Source organism: Geofilum sp. OHC36d9, from assembly GCF_052400685.1.
Classification (GTDB): Bacteria; Bacteroidota; Bacteroidia; order Bacteroidales; family Marinilabiliaceae; genus CAZHHH01.
Window position 1 is genome coordinate 137,737 of the sequence record NZ_JBQTGJ010000008.1, and the last position, 19,647, is coordinate 157,383.

The window sequence follows — 19,647 nt, forward strand, 5'->3', positions numbered from 1 at the left end:
TATTGAGGCGTTGAGACATTGTGGTGTGGAAATTATGTTTCGGGTAAATCGACTCGGTTGGCAAAAGATATCACGCTGTATCATATCCGGATGCGTTATATTTGATACAACTTGTAATTCTGTTGGGGAGGAACCGGGGGCGGCTGACACTTGAATCCTCTGTTTAGTGCCTGTCCATAAAGCCGGGAGTTTGAGCTATAAAGTTCAGATTCAAGGCTTGCGCAGCCCGAAAAATGTGAGTTTACTCCCGTAAATGACCATTTTGAGAGCAAGCGTAACGCAGAAGTTGACTTTATAGACAAACACTATATAAGGGAAGTGTAAATTTAAAATCACTTCCTTTTCCTAATTCGCTATCAACCCAAATATTCCCGCCTTGTTTTTCAACAAATTCCTTGCAAAGAATTAATCCTAAGCCAAAACCCTTTTCGTTTTCGGTGCCACAGGATGTTGTGTTTTTCGATATATCGAATAGTTTTTCAAGTGTTTCTTTAGTCATTCCAACGCCATCATCCGAAATGCTAATTTCAGCCAGACGTGGTGTTACATTGGTGGAAATTTTTATGTTTCCGCCTTTTTTTGAGAATTTGATGGCATTGGAAATGAGATTGCGAAGAATTAACGTTAACATATTTTCATCGGCATTCACTTCAATTATTTCCGATTGAGAATAATGTAATTTGATGTCTTTAATTTTTGTATTTGAAATTGAAAGATCTATTATCCCCTGAATAATTGATGATAAAATTAATTTTTGTGGATTGCAATAAACCTGTTTTGTTTGTGAGTTTGCCCAGTTTAATAAGTTGTCAAGTAAATTAAAAGTGTTTTTTGCCGATAAATAAGTTAATTTCAGATACTTCTCAGATTTTTCAGCTTCAAATTTTTTAATGTTTTCAAGTAACAATTCCAGGAATCCCATTATGCCATTGAATGGGCTGCGTAAATCATGACCAATGATAGAAAATAATTTATCCTTAGTGGCATTTAGTTCTTCGAGTTCAAGTTTGTCTTTTTGAATGATTGCGTTTTTTTGAAGGATCGTCTTTTGGTCTATCTCCTTTAAAAGCATTATGAGACCTATGCTGGAAGCACTGATTGCAAACAGAGAAATTATAAGATAGCAATTATCAATTGCAGAACCTTCCATGAAATCATATGACTGACCTGAATGAAGTATTATAACAGACGCACGAATAACCTGAAATATAGAATAGGATGAAAGTACAATACTTAGAATTATTGGAAATTTGTATTTCCCCTTATTGATAAAAAGATAAAATGCGCCGATACCATAGAAAAAAGAACTGGCTATTATCTGAATAGTAATACGTAAAGCGTTATCATTTCCAACGGCCAGGAAAGAAGAATAAAACAGGATCGTAAAAATACCGAAAAGCCATAAAGTCTTTTTTCGGAGTTTACCATCAAACGAAAGAAGTCCAAAGGATGTTAATGCAAAACTGGAAATCAAAAATAGATTACTTATTTGTACGGAGTAAAAAAAAGATAAATGATTTCTGTTACCTATCAGGATGAGCGCAATTGTTTGAAATACAGCCCCAATAATGAATACTGATAAGTACCATTTTTTATGATGATAAAAATATTGATAGGTGAACAGAGCAATAATAAATAAATTATTCATTGCTAAAAAAAACAATATCGAAGGGTAATCTAAGCTCATATGGGAATGTATGCCAAACCCTGTTCGGCGATTAATTTTTATAGTTTCAAATTAACTCATATTTTTTCTTTGAACCAATTTCTGAAACCAATAAGCGGCTGTTTATAAAGCTTTAATTTTACGTTATGATGAACATCGTAAAATCAATTTTTTTTATCTGCACCCAGTTTTTTTGCAAGCACGTTGTAACAGAGTTCGTTTCATTTAAATTAAAAGACCGATGTTGCACGTGCTAGTATCGAAATTTATTCTTTACAGTATATAATTTGTTTATACTAGCTGATATTTATTGCGGAGGCAGGTATCCTTAATGTAATTGAAAACGATAGATTTTTTTATTAAAACCGGGTTCTAAACAATTTTTCGGATGCTTAGCGGGAAGCAATGATAGGCGGACAATACTTTTTTTGTACGAAAAGTGCAGGGGTATAAAAGAAGGACTGCCATAAATATCATCACTGGATATTTTGGCAGTCCCTCGCTATTTTTAATCCCTAATTGCTTACTGCAAAATTACTTTTTTAACCTCACTGTCAGAATCAGAGCTGATTACAACAAAATAGATGCCTTTGGGCAGATATTGAGTGTAAGAGGAGCGAATATTATCTTTTCTTACCATCAACTCACCGGAAATATTATAGATTCTGATGTTTGAGAGCAATTGAATATTTCTGACATTGATTTGGTTATCTCTGGCATAAACCAAAATATCAGAAGATGAATTTTTGAAGACAGGATTGTTACTCGTGGCAACCGAATCAAGTTTCGAGATTTCATCTTTGGTCAGAAATAACCAACGCTGACTTTTGAATGAATTGGAAATATTGAATGCACTCGACATTGTTTGTTCGCCTGTGTAAGCCGTAAAACAAGCCGGAGCACTTTTTGCTTCAGGATGAATAATCCAATATCCTTTTTTAACAAGCGGATCCAATTCTGTAACCACACGGGCTTCCATCAACTGAAAATACTCTGCAGATGCGGCGTTTTCTTTGCTTACAGTACCTATTCCATTTAATCCTGCTGTTTTGTAAGTGAAATACTCTTCTGTTGCCACGTTTTTGATGGTATAATAGCAGTTAACCGGATTGTATGCCAGCTGCCACGCAGCACTATCGTTTTGTACGACCTGTTGTGAACTTAGGACGCGGTTAACAAGTTTACCATTTTTACCGGCTACAATGTAAGACGTATTCAGGCCATGTTGGTCATCCTCATTTTTTAAATAGTATACCGTTGTGTCATCAATTTCAAAACTATAGGCCGGAGTAGCAAATCCGCCTGTTGGAGGAAGGCCATCTTCACCCAAAGCTTGTACGATCAATGAATTAGTAATGTACAGCAATTCAGTACCATTATCTTCTTGCGCACCATTGATGCCATAGGGCCACATGTGAATATGATCACCTCTGAGGTAACTTGACGGATCGTTATCGATAAATTCAAGGAGTCTTTTTGTTCTTACACCCAGCCATTCACCTCTTGAACCTGTTTCGCGCAGGGGAGAAGAAGGGCCGTACCACATGCTGTGCGTGCCAACCCCAATGGTGTGAGCCATTTCATGAAGAGCCGTACCGATTTGCTGATAAGCCGGATTTGGCCCAAACCGCATATAACCGCCATAGGAGGCTTCGGCAGTTGGAGTTCCTGATCCATAATTGACATTCAGCCAATGATTTTTTATACTGGTTAAGTTGTTATAGTAGCCAACAGCCGCTGCCATTGCTTTATCTATACGTATGCGATGGTCGCCGGTAACATTCGACGACAGCGAGTAGCTTACGGTTCCTTTGGGTATAGTAATTACTTTAATCACTTCACCATAACCAACCGCATAAGTATTTGTTATTGCATAGGCCCGAATGTAATAAACGGTTGAAGGTTCGAGTTGATCTATACAGTATAAATTGCCATTTTTGGAATAATATTTAGTGCTTCTGTTATCATTAATGGTCGGCTCTGAATGGGTACTCCAGCAGAATCCATGTTCTAACAGGGACGACGCAGAAACACCGGAAATGATACTTCGTGCGAAAATCATGGTTGATCCCCGTGCAAATTCTGGTTTGGTTGTTACAATGGGAGCTTCGCCTGAGGCGTTGGCCAGTTTATAGGTAAATATCGCATCTTTAAGGTCGGCAGTGGCTTGATTAACAGCATCTGTACTAACTGAATAGTTGTTGGACATGGCAATTGCTATGTCGATGTTGGTTTGCAGTTTGGCCGCTTCGTTGCCATTTCCGTCGCCATATATAGCCGAAGCCTCATCAATAACTACTTGTAGTTCTTTGTATGCGGCGGTTGAACTATTAGCTTCCTGAATTTTATTTTGTAAGAGTTGAATGGTATCAGCCATTATTTCTTTGCTGACATTCTGGTCCAGAATGACCTCTTCTGCAGAATTTATAGCAGAAACCAGTGAGGCGCGAAAGGAATCCTGCATTTTATTTTCCAGGAGGGCAGTGGCTTCATTTACCAGATTTTGTAAATTGTCTCTGACATCTTCAATGTCAAATCCCATATAGTATAGTCTGAAATTATCGCAGGTCACCCAATTTCCTGTTGCATCAACGGCTTTTAGACCAATATTGACTTTCCCTTCATAAACTTCAAATACGACGGAGCGGTCTTTTACTGTGTCAACAGCGGTTTCAACATTTCCGGCAAAAAGAGACACCCCGGTTTGTGGGGTTTCCGAATTGTTAAGATTACTTCCGGAGGCCGATTGTTGTATATTACCGGTGGCAGCAGTCAGGACATATTTGCCATTGGGGATTTCGGTTATAAGCTGCTGTATGCTGATATCGGGTATGCTGGAGCCTCTTGACACCCATTTTTCAACATATACATTTCCTTCTTTGACATTATAGAGACTGTTAGTTTGAGTTGCCATACCGTCATTTAACCAACCCTCGAAATTCGACTCAAATCCTGGATTAACAATGTAATTGGTAAGATCGAGGGGCGCTTCCTGAGATGCATTTAATATTTTATAATCCATGATGGCTTTAGTCAGATCTGAAATAGCTTGTCTAACTTCCTCAGCCGAACTATCTGACAATTTATTCTGGGCATTGGAAATGGCCGTTTGAAATTCTGTTGCACCGTCAGCTGTTTCATCATATACCAGCAGTGCTTCGTCAATTACAGCCTGTAACCCAGTAATGTTGGCAATTTCAGATGCTTCGTGCAATGCAAAATTATCGAAGCCAAATCGGTTGTTTAACCATCGGAATCTGGCAAATATATAGTTGTAAGAACTTGTATTGGTAAATGCAATCGCAGTGTGTGTCCATTCTCCGCCACTATTTACCCACGTTGTGTCGATAAGAATTGAGGGTTCATCAGTATTGCTCAAAGCATTGTTTAGGGATACTTTTAGCCATAATTCAGGTACCGGGTCTGTTAATGGGTTTTCATATTTGATATCGTAGGAGAAATAATAAGTTTTTCCTGCTTCAATTTCCCAGCCGGTTCCTATCGAACCTGCCGATGTTTTACCTGAATTGGTGGTTCCTATAAGGTATTTTGAGTCGTCGATTCCACCTGTTTCAGCAATAGAAAAATAGGTCGACGTTAACTCCTGAGCGGCTGAAGTACCGTCAGTCCAACCGGTAAAACCTTCTTCAAAACCGGGATTCGGGATTAAATTTTCACTGGTCAGAATGAATTTTTGAGTATTGACATTTACGATGTCTCCCTGTTGCTGCGAATGCGCTTCCGATATTACAAGGAACAAACATGCCATATGCAAAATAAATCTGTTCATAGAATTATTCGTTGAATATTTTAATTGTTTTTATAGGACTAAGGTAACCAATCGATGTTGTTTTGGTCGTAGAAGTCAGGCTGTTATCATATCATAATTTTAAAAAAAGCTGTTAATTTTTCCCATTCTGCTATGGTCGCTATTGTGCACATACTCTAAATTTAGTGTCTGTCCATAAAGTCAACTTCTGCGTTATGCTTGTCATAAAAACAGTCATTTACGAAAAGTAAACTGACTTCGTCTTCTTCCTCCTTGTAAAGCATAATCAAAGCATTTATGAGATAAATCCACAATAACAGCTTTGCCTCTGCCTTTACTTCGTTCGTCAGTCCCTTGATTTTTATGACTTCGCAAGCCTTGAATTTGAACTTTATATTTTAAACACTTAGTTTATGGACAGGCACTAAATAGACATTTTGAAAGAGCGAGTGCCAAAAAAAGAGTTTTCTTGCTGGCGCAAATAACAAAAGCAATTTATACAATAGCGGCAGTAACTGGCCGGCGTTTGTCACTTTCGGGTATTACCCGGGTGCGAGATTGTGGAGTCGTGTTTTAAAACGGAAAATGGTCTTTCAATTTCTCTTGCCTTAAAAATTCTGTTGAAATTGTAAGTAATCATGATGTTTGGGTCTTACTGCTCTTCCTAATTTATATCTTATCGAACAAAAAACTGTTTTATACAGATGTATGCCAATAGTGCTAAATGATTGCATTTTAAACTCACAATTTCTACGGCATATTACTTCCTCGTTATCAATTTACAAACTCCGATATTGTTTTGGCGTGAATCCGGTTTGAGATTTAAAGAATTTTGTAAAAAAAGCCTGATCGGGGAAGTTGAAGGTGTTTGTGATTTCCTGCATTGTCAGGTTGGTGGATTTTAGTAGTAGTTTAACCTCCATTATAATAAAATTGTCGATAATTTTTTTGGCTCCTTGTTCACTAAGTAATTGGCTAACTACTGATAAATATTTGGGCGTAATATTAAGTTTGTCGGCATAATATTGCACTTTTCTTCCTCCAGGGCTTTTGGCTCCTGTGATAAGCAGATCGATAAATTTTCGGAATATTTCGTGCTGTCGAAATTGCTTTAGCTCACTTATCTTTATTTTTTGGTGTATTCCATTATAGATTTCCAAAAAGAAAGAACGCAAAAAATTTAACATAACATCATTACGAACAATACTTTCATCCTGGTTATACTTTTGGTACAACAAATACATAATATTTGTATAGTATTTAAAAAGTGATTCCGGGAGGTTGTAGGTCGGATATTCTTTCAGATAGAATTCGAAAGTCATCGGAAAATGAAATAAAATACGGCTCAAAATTTTATCTGTACAAGTAAAGTACATTAGTTCAAGGTTGTCGCTAACAGTTAATTGCTCAATAACCTGTTGTGGAAAAACTGACAAAATCATTCCCTGTGTCATTGTATACTTCACCCCATCAACCATAATAGATGCATTGCCTTTCCGAAACAAGCAAATCATACCCTGTTGTATTCTTTCAGGGAAATCTTTTATGGGTAATCGGTCATGTGATATACTAATTGTAAAGTTTTCTTTAATGTCGAGATCGGAACCCCAGAAACTGAATTCGGAAAGATTATTCATTTTTAACGTTTGTGGTAACTTAATTTTACATTCGCAAAAATAGGAAATAATGACAAAAACAAAGGAAAAATAGAAATAACCGAGGCCATTTATTAATGTGATCTTTGCCGTCATAAATTTTAAAGGAGAGAGTAATGATGAGAAAGAGAATATCCTGCCAATGTTTTTTATTGGTGACATTAGTATCGGTGATGGTATCGTGTAAACCCCGCAACGGGAACAATCAACAGCAGTTGTTAGAACTTTCAGTACAAGAAATACAACCAGTAAATCGTGTGATAAATGAACATTTTTCGGCCATTATCCGCGGGAAACAGGATATTGATATCCGACCACAAATTTCAGGATTTATTACCGAAGTAAGAGTTGATGAAGGAGAAGTGGTTCATAAAGGGCAAGTGTTATTTGTAATAGACCAGGTACAATATCAGGAAGCCGTAAATGCAGCCAAAGCAAATGTTGAAGTGGCAAAATCGAATGTAAAAACAGCCGCTTTGACCGAGAGAAACAGGAAGGACTTAGCCGCTAAAAATGTGATTAGCCAATACGATTATCAGTTGGCACAAAATGAACTTAAACGCAGCGAAGCCATCCTGACTCAGGTTGAGGCCCAACTTGTAAGCGCACAAAAAAATCTTTCCTACACCGAAGTTATAAGTCCGTCGAATGGGATTGTTGGACAGATTCCTTTTCGGATAGGCGCTTTAGTAAGCCCATCGATGAGCCAGTCAATGACCACTGTCTCTGATTATTCCGAAATGTACGCTTACTTTTCAATGACAGAGAAAAGTTTACTTGATCTCACCCAAAATTTGGCAGAAGGAGAAGATATCTGCGAAAAACTACCGCAGGTCAGCCTGCAGCTCGCAAATGGAAAAACATACAACGAACGCGGCATCATAAAAACGATTAGTGGCGTTATTGATGAAGCAACCGGCGCAGTGAGTGTACGTGCGTTGTTTCATAACAAAAACAAAATTTTACGAAGTGGGGGTACCGGTGTTATTGTTATGCCACACTACCTCGACAGTTGCATTGTAATACCTCAATCGGCTACTTACGAAATACAAAATCAGAAATTTGTGTATGTGCTTGGCGATTCGGCAATTATACACGCCACTCAAATAGAAACTTATTCGATTGACAACGGACAGGAATATATTATAACCAAAGGTTTAAAGCCCGGAGACACAATTGTTAAAGAAGGTGTCGCCAATGTGCGGGATGGAATAACCATTAAACCAAAAGTCATTTAACAAGGCCTGGTCATTTAATTGTTTTGGTGCTTTTGAGAATCAAAAATAGCATTTCCAAGGGAAAGCCATGCAAATGTTGATTCTCAGAATGGATTGTTTTGTGAAAAAATGAAATAAGATGAAACGAGCCATGGGAGGGAACTCTCACAAAGGGAAATGATTATCCCGGCGAGTTCCATATGGCAACTGAGAGACAAATTATAATCATATGAAACGAGCCATGAGAGTAAGCTCTCACACAGGTGAATGATTATTCCGGCGAGTTCCATATGGCAATTGAGAAACAAATTATAATCATATGAAACGAACATGAATTTTAGCATTCTAAAATACACACAGGAGAATGATTAAAATTCATCGAGAGTTCCATATGACCATTGAAAGATAAATTTAAACATATGAAACGAGCCATGGGAATTGATTCACACACAGAAGTATGATTATCCTGGCGAGTTCCATATGACCTTAAAAAACAAATTATAATCATATGAAATTAGATAAATTTATTAAAAGGCCTGTTCTGTCATCAACAATCTCGATTTTGGTCGTATTGTTAGGACTTATAGGTTTGGTATCGCTTCCGGTTACCCAGTATCCCGATATTGCTCCGCCAACTATTGCGGTAAGTGCTACTTATATCGGAGCCAATGCGCAGACCGTTTTAAATACTGTTATTGCGCCACTTGAGGAAGAAATAAACGGGGTGGAGAATATGACCTATATTACCTCGTCGGCTACTAACGACGGAACCGCAACCATAACTGTTTATTTTAAGCAGGGAACCGATCCTGATATGGCTGCTGTTAACGTGCAAAACAGAGTGGCAAAAGCACAGGGTTTACTACCCTCGGAAGTCACCAAAGTAGGGGTCACCACCAGCAAAAAGCAATCGAGTATGCTGATGAGCTTTTCCATTTATAGCGATGACAACCGGTACAGTGAAAGCTTTATGATGAATTACCTTGACATTACCCTGGTGCCTGAAATAAAACGCATCAACGGTGTTGGCGAGGTGGAAATTATGGGTACAAAATATTCTATGCGCATCTGGCTAAAACCCGATGTGATGGCGAAGTACCATCTGATGCCCTCTGATGTGATTGGCGCCCTTAACGAACAAAATATAGAAGCTGCGCCCGGGCAATTTGGGGAGCAGGGAAATCAGGCTTTTCAGTATATCTTGAAATACAAAGGTCGTCTTCAGAATGAAACCGAATTTGAAGATATTGTGGTCTCGGCAACACCTGATGGCGAAATTTTGCATTTGAGCGATATTGCAAAGATTGAATTGGGAAAGTTAGGCAATAGCATTACAGGTCGTCAGAACGGACACACTGGTTCGTCGTGTATGATATATCAAATTGCCGGATCGAATGCGACAGAGATCATTCAGAATATTGAAAGTTATTTAAATACGGCACAGAAGGATTTTCCTCCGGGGATGAAAATTACCACTTTGCTGAATGTTAACGAATTTTTGTTTGCATCCATTTGGGAGGTCCTGAAAACGCTTTTGGAAGCGTTCATTCTGGTATTCATCGTAACCTATATTTTCCTTCAAAATTTCAGATCGACGCTAATACCTACCATAGCCATTCCGGTGGCACTTATCGGCACATTTTTCTTTTTATGGATATTTGGTTTTAGTGTAAATTTATTGACGCTGTGTGCGCTGGTGCTTGCCATTGCCATTGTGGTGGATGATGCCATTGTGGTGGTTGAAGCGGTACAGGCCAAACTTGATATGGGTTATGAATCTGCCGAACAGGCTGCGATTGATGCCATGGACGAAATTTCAGGTGCTATTGTTTCAATTACATTTGTCATGATGGCGGTGTTTATTCCGGTAAGTTTTATGTCGGGAACATCGGGCATTTTTTATCGACAGATGGGGTTGACGATGGCCTTTGCGATCGGTCTTTCAGCAGTAAACGCTTTAACACTCAGCCCAACGCTGTGTGCCCTATTCTTAAAACCCGGGAATGAAAATGAAGTTAAAACAACTTTTGTCAGTCGCTTTCATTCCGGATTCAACAAAAATTTTGAACAGATAACGAACAAATACAAACACGGCGTTTTATTTTTTATCAGACATAAGGCGCTGAGCTTTACTATCATTGCCGGTGCTGTAATTTTGTTTGTTGTTTTGTTACGCATTACACCTACGGCTTTTGTACCCAACGAAGATCAGGGTGTGTTTTTTGGAATTGTAACAATGCCTCCGGGAACTTCATTGGAAAATACCGAAGCCGAAATGGGCAAAATCGACAGTCTTATTGCAGGTATCCCCAGTCTGAAGGCCCGTTCGGAAGTTAGTGGATTTAACCTTATTGATGGGCGCGGAACCAGTAATGGCATGTTTACCTGTAAATTAAAAAACTGGGACGACCGGGAAAAAAGCGTTGAAGAGGTGATGGGATATCTCTATGCGATGACGCCACGTGTGGCAAATAATGCACGGGTAATTTATTTTGCCCCGCCTATGATTCCGGGATACAGCGTGTCAAATGGTTTTGAATTTAAGTTACAGGATAAAACCGGGGGTGACTTGAATACGTTTTCGAATGTGGCGCAGGAATTTATTGAGAAACTAAATGCTCGTCCTGAAATAGCCATTGCACGTACTTCGTTTAATCCTGATTTTCCGCAATATATGGTTGATGTTGATGCAGAACAGTGCAAAAGAGCAGGGATTAGTCCTAGCCTTATATTGTCAACTTTGCAAGGGTACTACGGAGGTATTTATGCGTCAAATTTTAATCGTTTTGGCAAGATGTACCGTGTAATGGTTCAGGCCGACGCATCGTATCGTGCCAACAAAGAAGGCTTGAATAAAATTATGGTTCGCAATGGGAGCAAAATGGCGCCTATTACCCAATTTGTCAATTTACGCCGTGTTTACGGTCCCGATAATCTAAGCCGGTTCAATTTATATACAGCAATAAATATTAATGGTACGCCGGCTCCCGGTTACAGTTCGGGTGCGGCCATCAATGCAATTAAAGAAGTCACCAAAGAACTCCCCATAGGATATGGCTACGAATTTTCGGGTATGAGCCGTGAAGAGGAAAGTGGGGGAACAAACACCACTGTTATTATTCTGACCCTCGTATTTGTGTTTGTTTACCTTCTGTTGAGCGCTCAATACGAGAGTTATGTGTTGCCATTTGCTATTTTGATCTCAATTCCTTTTGGATTGGCTGGGAGTTTCATTTTTGCCAATATGATGGGAGCTGAAAATAACATTTACCTTCAAATAGCCCTGATTATGCTGATTGGATTATTGGCCAAAAACGCCATTCTGATTGTTCAATTTGCCGTGGTCAAAAGGCAGGAAGGACTTACCATTATTCGTTCGGCCGTGAAGGCTGCCGGAATGCGTTTGCGCCCGATATTGATGACTTCGTTTGCGTTAATTATCGGTCTGCTGCCTATGATGTTTGCACATAACGTAGGCGCTAATGGAAATAGAACGCTTGGTTCGGGTGCTGTTGGCGGGATGTTAATAGGTATGGTTTGCCAGATTTTTATCACGCCCTTATTATTCGTCATTTTTGAAACCATTCAAGAAAAAATTAAACCGATTAAATGGGATCCTGAATTCATTGATCAAAAAGCGAAAATACTGGATAATAGCAAACACAAGAGATAAAACAGTAAAGGGTGATGGAAGCGGAAAATGAATGAAATATTTATTTCTACGTAGTTCTGTTTCTGCATCCCCTTTTGTTAGTAAAAATGTAAATCATTGAAAATGAAAAGTATATTTATAGTGTCCATCCTGGTCATCGGGTTATCATCGTGTTCGGTCTATAAAAAATTTTCCGAACCAGATGTTAACGTTAAAGGCCTGTATCGTGACACCATCGCTAATACACCGGCATCTGACACCGTTCATTTTATGGGCGTGTTGAAATGGCGGGAACTTTTTTCTGATACCTTATTGCAAAAATTAATTGAACAAGGGTTGGCACAAAATGCCGATCTAAATATGGCTCTTTCGCGTATAGAACAAGCTGAAGCTTCGCTAAGTAGTGCCAGACTCGCCTATCTGCCGGGGCTTGGCTTTTCGTCGATAAATGGTGCCGTTGCCAAATGGAACGATAATACCACAAAAGCATACGCTTTTCCTTTATCAGCAAGCTGGCAATTGCCGTTGTTTGGTGGTTTACGTAATGCTAAATTAAAGGCAAAAGCAACATTGGCACAAACCCAGGCTGCCAAAAAAGCCGTGCAATCGCAATTAATTGCCAGCATTGCCAACTCGTATTATTCGTTGTTGAAAATTGACAAACAGCTTGAAATTATGGACGCCACCATTGAACTGTGGGGCCAAACCCTCGAAACAATGCGTTCGATGAAAGAAATCGGGATAACCAACGAAGCCGGCATTACGCAAAGCGAAGCTAATTATCGGTCTGTATTATTATCGAAACTTTCGTTACAACAAGCTCAACGCGAATTGGAAAATGCCCTTTGTGTGATTTTGGGGCAAGCACCACAAGCCATAAAGCTCGGCTCCATTAACGAGTTAGATATTCCTGAAGAATACTCCGCAGGAGTTCCACTTCAAATGAGTGCCAACCGACCAGATGTACAAATGGCAGAGCAAAATCTTGCGGCGGCTTTTTATGCCTCTAATGTTGCCCGTACGGCATTTTATCCGAACATTAATATTACCGGAGCACTGAGTTGGACAAATAATGCCGGAAGCTATATTGTTAATCCCGCAAAAGGTTTAACGAGTATAGCCGGTGCTATAACGGCGCCGATCTTTAATCGTGGGATGAACCGCGCTAATCTTAATATTGCCAAAGAAACACAGAAGCAGTCTCTTATCAATTTTAATCAAACGCTTATAAATGCCGGAACAGAAGTGAGTAATGCCTTGTTTCAATATAAAACGGCAACGGCGAAAGAAGTAGAACGCAACAAACAAATTGAATTGTTGGAGTATTCAGAAAAGTATACCAGAGAGTTGTTCCATTTGTCATCGTCCACTTACCTTGAGGTGTTGACCGCACAGCAAAATTTGCTTTCGGCACAGATTTCGAAAACCGAAGATACCTATGATAAAATCACAGCTATTATCAAATTGTATCAAGCGTTGGGCGGTGGTGGCGAATAAATACGGGTTAAGTCTGATCGGGTATCTCCAGAGAATGACTGTTCTGTTTATATTAGTCCCCTGAGTATTGCTATTCATTAAAATGTTTTGCTAAATTAAGGAATTATAATTTTGTCTGTTATGAGTGGTCGACCAGCTGTTTTGTTTATAGGGGTTACCCTTTTGATTAGTTGTACAGGATCCCTGGAGCAGGATTTGATAACTTCGGTGAGGCACGCCAGCGAAAAAAGTGTGCGGTTCTATTTGGAGCACGAGGCAGACGTGGATTCTCTTGATTCCGAAGGTTGCACATCATTGATGCTTGCTTCGCTACAAGGCAATATCTCTATTGTTCAAATGCTTCTTGACAATGGCGCAAAGATTAATGTCAGGGATCGCAATGGCGAAACATCGTTGTCGTTGTGTTGCATAAATAGTTATACTAAAGTGGCGTCAACCCTTATTCGTTATGGAGCCGATGTGAATGTCCAGAATAAAGACGGGGTAACACCACTGATGTATTCCGCTGTTTTTGGGAACTTGACGTTGACTCAGGAACTGTTAAAGAATAATGCCAGTTTAAATAGCATAAGTGATGAATCCTTTTCAGCTCTCCATTATGCTGTCATACATTGTCAGTACAGTGTAGCCCGGGAGCTTATAAAATATGGAGCTGATGTTAATTTATTGCACGCCGATGAGGATAATATGTTAGCCATTGCTGCTACCCATACCGATGTTCAGCTAGCCGCTCTTTTAATAGAGAGTGGAATAGATCTTAACCATCAGAATAAGTATGGAGATACGCCTTTAATGGTTGCTTGTAGAAGTAGAAATTTCGAGATGGTGAAGCTATTCGTTGATAAAGGAACAAACCTGTTTTTAATGGATGCTAATGGAGATGATGCACTCGTTCATGCGAAGCGTTCGGGAGCGACTCTGATTGTGGATTTGTTAAGTCGGGCAGCAAAATAAAGGGGGCCATTAGATGGGCCCCCTAACCTATAAACTGATATGTTATTGTATTAATTATTAGTATATTCTATACCAAAGGGCTTTTCCGTTTCCTGTCCCTGTGCTATTCGTAGTGGTAATATGACCCACGTTTCCGTTACCATCATATCCACATGCTAAATTATAATTAGAAGTACAGTTGGTAACTGTATGGTCCACATCTTGTCCTGCACTACCTAGTTTGAAACCATTACCGTCGCCATTTGCTCCATAACCGTTGTTTTCTGCTAAACAATTGTCCATCACTACAGTGTATGGTTGTCCGTATAAATCCCAACCGTCATCTGAATTATGAAGAGCATTGCATTTATAGAACTTATTGCCGGCACCAGCAGATAATTTACAGGCAAAACCATCTGCATTTTCGCCACCATTTGCGACATCGTAATTGTCGTATGACGTGCAATAGTTAATGCTGTTGTGGTGTGAACCATTGTAAATTTGTAAGCCGGAATCACCGCAACCTCTGGTTCTTACTCTATATACATAATTGTACCCACCACTCTGAAAAACTAAGCCACAGTCGCCTGCGTACTCAATATTTATATAGGTAATATTCCAGTAGCTCCCGTTACATTTTACGCCCCAACCCGATACCCCTGAGCAGTTTAGTGTACCACCTGTTAAATTTATTTTTGAGCTGGAAGTACCACTGTTTAGCAGTTGAAGAGTACTAGTTAAGTAGATTGTCCCGCTAATGGTAATGACATCGCCCGGAGACGCATTAGAAACAGCTGTTTTTAAGGCTGATTCTGTGGTTACTGTTACTGAACTTGCTTTCAAACTACCTTCATCCATTGTCTCTTCCATGACAACATCTTCTGTGCAGCTAAATACAAGTAATGATAACATCACTAAATAACATAAATTTTTAATTTTCATTATTTTAGATTTTTTTGATTTAAGTAATACTTTTTATGTATTTATCAGTTTATTGGTTGTTATAAATGTAACTGGAGAAATAATAAGATATGTATGCTGAAGTGTCCGAAATCGGAAGAGGAATTGCCCTATTATCAGGTTTTTAAGATTTGTGTTGGGCGGTGGGGGACAAATGTTAGACTTTTTGTTAACGCTGAATGAGGTGTCTTCGGTTGGAGTTAAAAGATATTGATTTGACGATCACGTAGCAGAATTACTTAAAAACGGACGTTTTTAAGTAGTAATACAATACGTATCAGCACCAGACTTGTATATTTACATTCTTAGAGCTATTTAAGCCTTAGATTTGGGCCAACCCCCTGACTTTGTAGACGGCACTAGTTAGTGCCTGTCCATAAAGTCGGGAGTTTGAGCTATAAAGTTCAAATTCAAGGCTTGCACAGCTCGAAAAATGTGAGTTTACTCCCGTAAATGACCATTTTGAGAGCAAGCGTAACGCAGAAGTTGGACTTAATAGACAGACTCTAGTTATTCAAAAAATTATTGTCTAAGAATTTTTGGAAATCATCTTTGTACTGGTCGCTGATGGGGATGTAAACCGATTTGTCGAAAACAATGCGGTTGCGTTCTATGGTGTGGATTTTGTTGAGATTAACAATATAGGAACGGTGCACCCGCATAAAAAGATGATTTGGCAGGTGATCCATCACTTTTTTCATTCCCAGAAGTGCCATCACCGGTTTTTCATTGACCAGATGAATGCGTATGTAGTCACGCATCCCTTCAATATATTTGATGTCGTTTAAATTGATACGAATAATTTTATATTCCGATTTGATAAACAGAAATTCATCGTTGTGTTGTACACTTTCCGGTTGCTGTGCGTCGGTAAAGAAGCGCAGTCTTGTTTTGTCAACGGCTTTTAAAAAGGCGGCAAACGAGATGGGTTTAACGAGGTAGTCGGCGGCATCTACCTGAAAACCTTCAACAGCATATTCGCGGTAAGCGGTGGTGAAAATTACTTTTGGCGGATTGGTGAGTGATTTTACAAATTCCATGCCCGAGAGGTCGGGCATGCTGATGTCTACAAACATCAAATCAACCTGGTTATCCTGTAAAAAGTTAAGCGCTTTTATGGCGCTGGTAAAACTTTGTAACAGGTTGAGGTATGGTATCTTTTCGATGTACCCGTTGATTTGTCTCAAAGCTAATGGCTCATCGTCGATGGAAACGCAGGTAATCATAGTGGGATATTTAAATTGACTTCAAAGATATGATCGTTTTCATTATTATTGATTGTTAGCTGATAGTTATTTCCATAAATCAGGTCTAAACGGTTACGGGCATTTTGTATGCCAATGCCTGAATTTTTCTTTTTCTCGTTGGCCGAATGGATGGTGTTACGCACCATAAACGAAAGCCGTGTTTCGTTGTCATCAATATCAATATTAATATGGATAAAGGAGGGCGCTTCGTAGCTAACACCATATTTAAAGGCGTTTTCGATAAATGAAATGGTTAATAGCGGCGGCATCTTCACCAGAGGAATGTTGTTGGGGGTATGAACTTTCACATCCACATCGTCGGTAAATCTGAGTTTCATCAGATCGACATAACTGTTAATGAATCCTATTTCCTGTTTTAACGATATTTTGGCGGTCTGTGATTCGTACAGCATATAGTCCATCATCTGCGAAAGTTTAATGATGGCCTCTTTGGCTTCGTCGGTGTCGATATCCACCAAAGCATGAATGTTGTTTAACGTATTCATGAAGAAATGAGGACTTATCTGGTTTTGCAGAAAAGCCATCTTATTTTCAATGCTTTCCTTTTCGGCTTTCAGTTTATTTTGTTCGGCCCGCATCCATTTGCTGAAGAATAAAATGCCTGAGTCAAAGCCCAGAAGCAGTATACTCATGATCAACAGATTGGCATAAGGCGGAATAAATTCACGAGGACCCGGACCCGGCGATGGCTGTTCAAAAGACATGCCCATGGGCTCGCGTGGTGGCGGCGGAAATTCGTTGGGCCGTGAATTTGGTAAATCCTGATTGGCATAAAAGATGACCGAAGAAACAACTATAATACTGATGATGGTTGTGAAGTAGAGACCCCGTTTTCCTTTAAAAAACAGGTGTGGCATTAAAAGGTAGCGGTTGACCAGAAAAATACCAAACAGGATGCTGTTTTCCTTCCAGATTTTAAATATGTGGGTCCAGTTTACGCCGTTTTCGAAATCACCAAAAAGCAACGGCATAACGAATATCAACACCCAAACTAGCGTTGTTAACAGCAGTTGAACGCCACCTTCCTTATATTTAGACTTAATTGTCATGTTTTTATTGATTGAATGGTAAAGATAATGATATTTACAGACGAGGTGTTAAGTCAGGTTTCGCAAGCCTTGAGAACTTTATATTTCAAACCCTTGGTTTATGGACAGACTCTATTTAGTGTTTGTCTGTAAAGTCAACGACTTCGTTATGCTTGTCATAAAATCAGTTATTTACACAGGTAAACGAACCGATTGTTAAATTTCAGATTCATGGTTGGCAACGATTTATGATCGCCATTGACTAAATGGTTGTTTTTCGAATTTCATCGTACCATCTTCCCCTTTGTAAATGTTAATCCATGCCTGCCAGTTTTCGTTGTCCATTGCCGGATAATCGAGGCGGTAATGGCTGCAGCGGCTTTCGGTACGCATCAGTGACGCTTTCAGTTTCATTTCGGCGCTGATGACCATGTTTGCGGTTTCGTGTGCGAGGCGTAACTCGTGCAGGTCGGCTGCACGCATTAATGGCAGGTGGTGGTCCCGTAGTTCTTCAACATAAGCAAGGGCGGCCTTCATGAGTTTTTCCTTTTTGATGTACAGAATAAAATTAGGAATCATAATGCCTTGCAAAGTGTGCGTAATGTACGCGGGGCTGTAGCCTGAATCTCTTTTTAAGGGCGCAAAAATTTCATTGGTGGTTTTGTCTATTTTATTTTGCGAAATCGTCGTTGGTTTTGCCGATTTGGCATATTCGGCGGCGGCTTGTCCGGCAACGGCCCCTTGCACGGCCGATCCGGTCAGCGACGAACCGACCTGGGTGTAAATAGCCCCCGACATGTATGAGCCCAACGCGTCGCCGGCAGCATATAAGCCCGGGATATTCGATTGGCATTTGTCGTTAATGGGCACCAGACCCTCCGATTTGTGAATGGACATGCCGGCTGATGATCCACCGGCTAAAACGCCACCCATTCCCGGAGGTTCACTTTCTCCTTTGCCCGGTCGTTCGCCTTCAGGCGGTCGTTTGCCCCTGGGTGGTCTTCTGTCGTCCTGTTTTTGATGACGATCGTTATGGCGGAATTCCTCGGGTGTATATGGGCCATTACTGTCTGTCATTTCAGCGTCTTGCCCGGGAGGTCCCATTTTAACAGGATTGCCATTTGTATAGGCCATATAATTCAATTCAACGCCTAAGTCGTGGTGTATCTCCACGGATGTGGTACTCGGTTTTTGCTCAAACATATCACCCCATCCGTCGAAGCAGGCAGCGGCATTTTTTGCTTTTCCGGGATGACCGTCGTTCCACTCTTTTCCCGTTACTTTGGCACCAATATTATAAGCCATGATGGTGCCGTCGTGCGTAAGATCATTGATGGGGAATCCATTGGGTTTAAACCCGCCCGCACCGGTACACAGAATGACACTTTTGGCATGGATGAAATAGGTTGTTTGTTTGTCCATGCTAAAACCTGCTGCCCCGGCTATTTTCCCGTTTTCTTTTATCAGATGCGTAATCATCACACGTTCGATGACCGGGATATGGCGTTGGTTGATGGGTCTGCTGAATGCTTTATTATAGAGCGGCGATTCAAAAAATCCCCATTCTCTGAGTTCATCCACACGTGCTTTGGATTGTTCGGCCATCTGACGGGTGTAAACGGGGTTGTTGGTACCCAGGGCCGAGCGGCCCACCGCCTCCACAAATTCATCCAATGAGTAGTTTGACGTGGAAGGATCAAATTCGAAAATGCCCTTTGCAAAGGGTGTTTCGCCCGAAGAACCCAGTCGTCCTTTGGATACCATTGTGACGTTGGCCCCCGAATCGTAAGCTTTTACGGCCGCAAATAAACCGGCCATGCCGCCGCCTATAACCAATACATCGGTATGGAGCTGATTTTGTTTCATGTCTTTTGAGGTTATCTTTGGGTTGTTTTTACCCCAGCCCGATAAGCCCATTGAGGCAAATGCGGCCAGTCCGGCGGCGGCACTGGCAGTGCCTATAAATTGCCTTCTTGAATAAGTATTACTCATACATGTAAAA

11 protein-coding genes are annotated in these 19,647 nt (G+C 40.1%); 4 read left to right on the forward strand and 7 right to left on the reverse strand.

Annotated elements, in window-relative coordinates; all coding sequences use genetic code 11:
- Positions 1-292 precede the first annotated feature (292 nt).
- From ACT3CD_RS10280 to ACT3CD_RS10290, 3 genes are all read right to left on the reverse strand, one after another.
- On the reverse strand, positions 293-1,648 hold the full coding sequence (locus ACT3CD_RS10280) for a sensor histidine kinase (protein ID WP_444645423.1): 1,356 nt from the start codon (positions 1,646-1,648) through the stop codon (positions 293-295).
- 541 nt (positions 1,649-2,189) lie between these two features.
- On the reverse strand, positions 2,190-5,456 hold the full coding sequence (locus ACT3CD_RS10285) for a zinc-dependent metalloprotease (protein WP_444645425.1): 3,267 nt from the start codon (positions 5,454-5,456) through the stop codon (positions 2,190-2,192).
- A gap of 758 nt (positions 5,457-6,214) precedes the next feature.
- Positions 6,215-7,072 (reverse strand): helix-turn-helix domain-containing protein, encoded by an 858-nt coding sequence (locus tag ACT3CD_RS10290; protein ID WP_444645427.1) that lies wholly within the window; start codon positions 7,070-7,072, stop codon positions 6,215-6,217.
- A gap of 134 nt (positions 7,073-7,206) precedes the next feature.
- Between ACT3CD_RS10290 and ACT3CD_RS10295 the strand changes: the two genes are divergently transcribed.
- The 4 genes from ACT3CD_RS10295 (at position 7,207) to ACT3CD_RS10310 (ending at position 14,410) form a co-directional block, all read left to right on the forward strand.
- Positions 7,207-8,328 carry an efflux RND transporter periplasmic adaptor subunit gene (locus ACT3CD_RS10295; RefSeq protein WP_444645429.1) on the forward strand — a complete coding sequence of 374 codons (1,122 nt, stop codon included), beginning with the start codon at positions 7,207-7,209 and terminating at the stop codon, positions 8,326-8,328.
- 487 nt (positions 8,329-8,815) lie between these two features.
- Positions 8,816-11,980 (forward strand): efflux RND transporter permease subunit, encoded by a 3,165-nt coding sequence (locus ACT3CD_RS10300; protein WP_444645430.1) that lies wholly within the window; start codon positions 8,816-8,818, stop codon positions 11,978-11,980.
- Positions 11,981-12,082: 102 nt separating this feature from the next.
- Positions 12,083-13,456, forward strand: coding sequence for a TolC family protein (locus ACT3CD_RS10305; protein WP_444645432.1), 1,374 nt, complete (start codon positions 12,083-12,085; stop codon positions 13,454-13,456).
- Between the two features lie 120 nt (positions 13,457-13,576).
- Positions 13,577-14,410: an ankyrin repeat domain-containing protein gene (locus tag ACT3CD_RS10310; protein ID WP_444645433.1), complete on the forward strand. Its 834-nt coding sequence runs from the start codon at positions 13,577-13,579 to the stop codon at positions 14,408-14,410.
- 57 nt (positions 14,411-14,467) lie between these two features.
- On the opposite strand, the gene ACT3CD_RS10315 is transcribed toward ACT3CD_RS10310, so the two are convergent.
- The 4 genes from ACT3CD_RS10315 to ACT3CD_RS10330 form a co-directional block, all read right to left on the reverse strand.
- The gene (locus ACT3CD_RS10315; RefSeq protein WP_444645435.1) at positions 14,468-15,331 is read right to left on the reverse strand and encodes a right-handed parallel beta-helix repeat-containing protein; all 864 of its coding nucleotides are present in this window, start codon (positions 15,329-15,331) and stop codon (positions 14,468-14,470) included.
- Between the two features lie 524 nt (positions 15,332-15,855).
- Positions 15,856-16,575 carry a LytR/AlgR family response regulator transcription factor gene (locus ACT3CD_RS10320; protein ID WP_444645437.1) on the reverse strand — a complete coding sequence of 240 codons (720 nt, stop codon included), beginning with the start codon at positions 16,573-16,575 and terminating at the stop codon, positions 15,856-15,858.
- Positions 16,572-17,666 carry a sensor histidine kinase gene (locus tag ACT3CD_RS10325; protein ID WP_444645439.1) on the reverse strand — a complete coding sequence of 365 codons (1,095 nt, stop codon included), beginning with the start codon at positions 17,664-17,666 and terminating at the stop codon, positions 16,572-16,574. Before ACT3CD_RS10325 ends, ACT3CD_RS10320 begins: the two co-directional genes overlap by 4 nt.
- 225 nt (positions 17,667-17,891) lie before the next feature.
- Positions 17,892-19,637, reverse strand: coding sequence for an FAD-binding protein (locus tag ACT3CD_RS10330; RefSeq protein WP_444645441.1), 1,746 nt, complete (start codon positions 19,635-19,637; stop codon positions 17,892-17,894).
- Positions 19,638-19,647 lie beyond the last annotated feature (10 nt).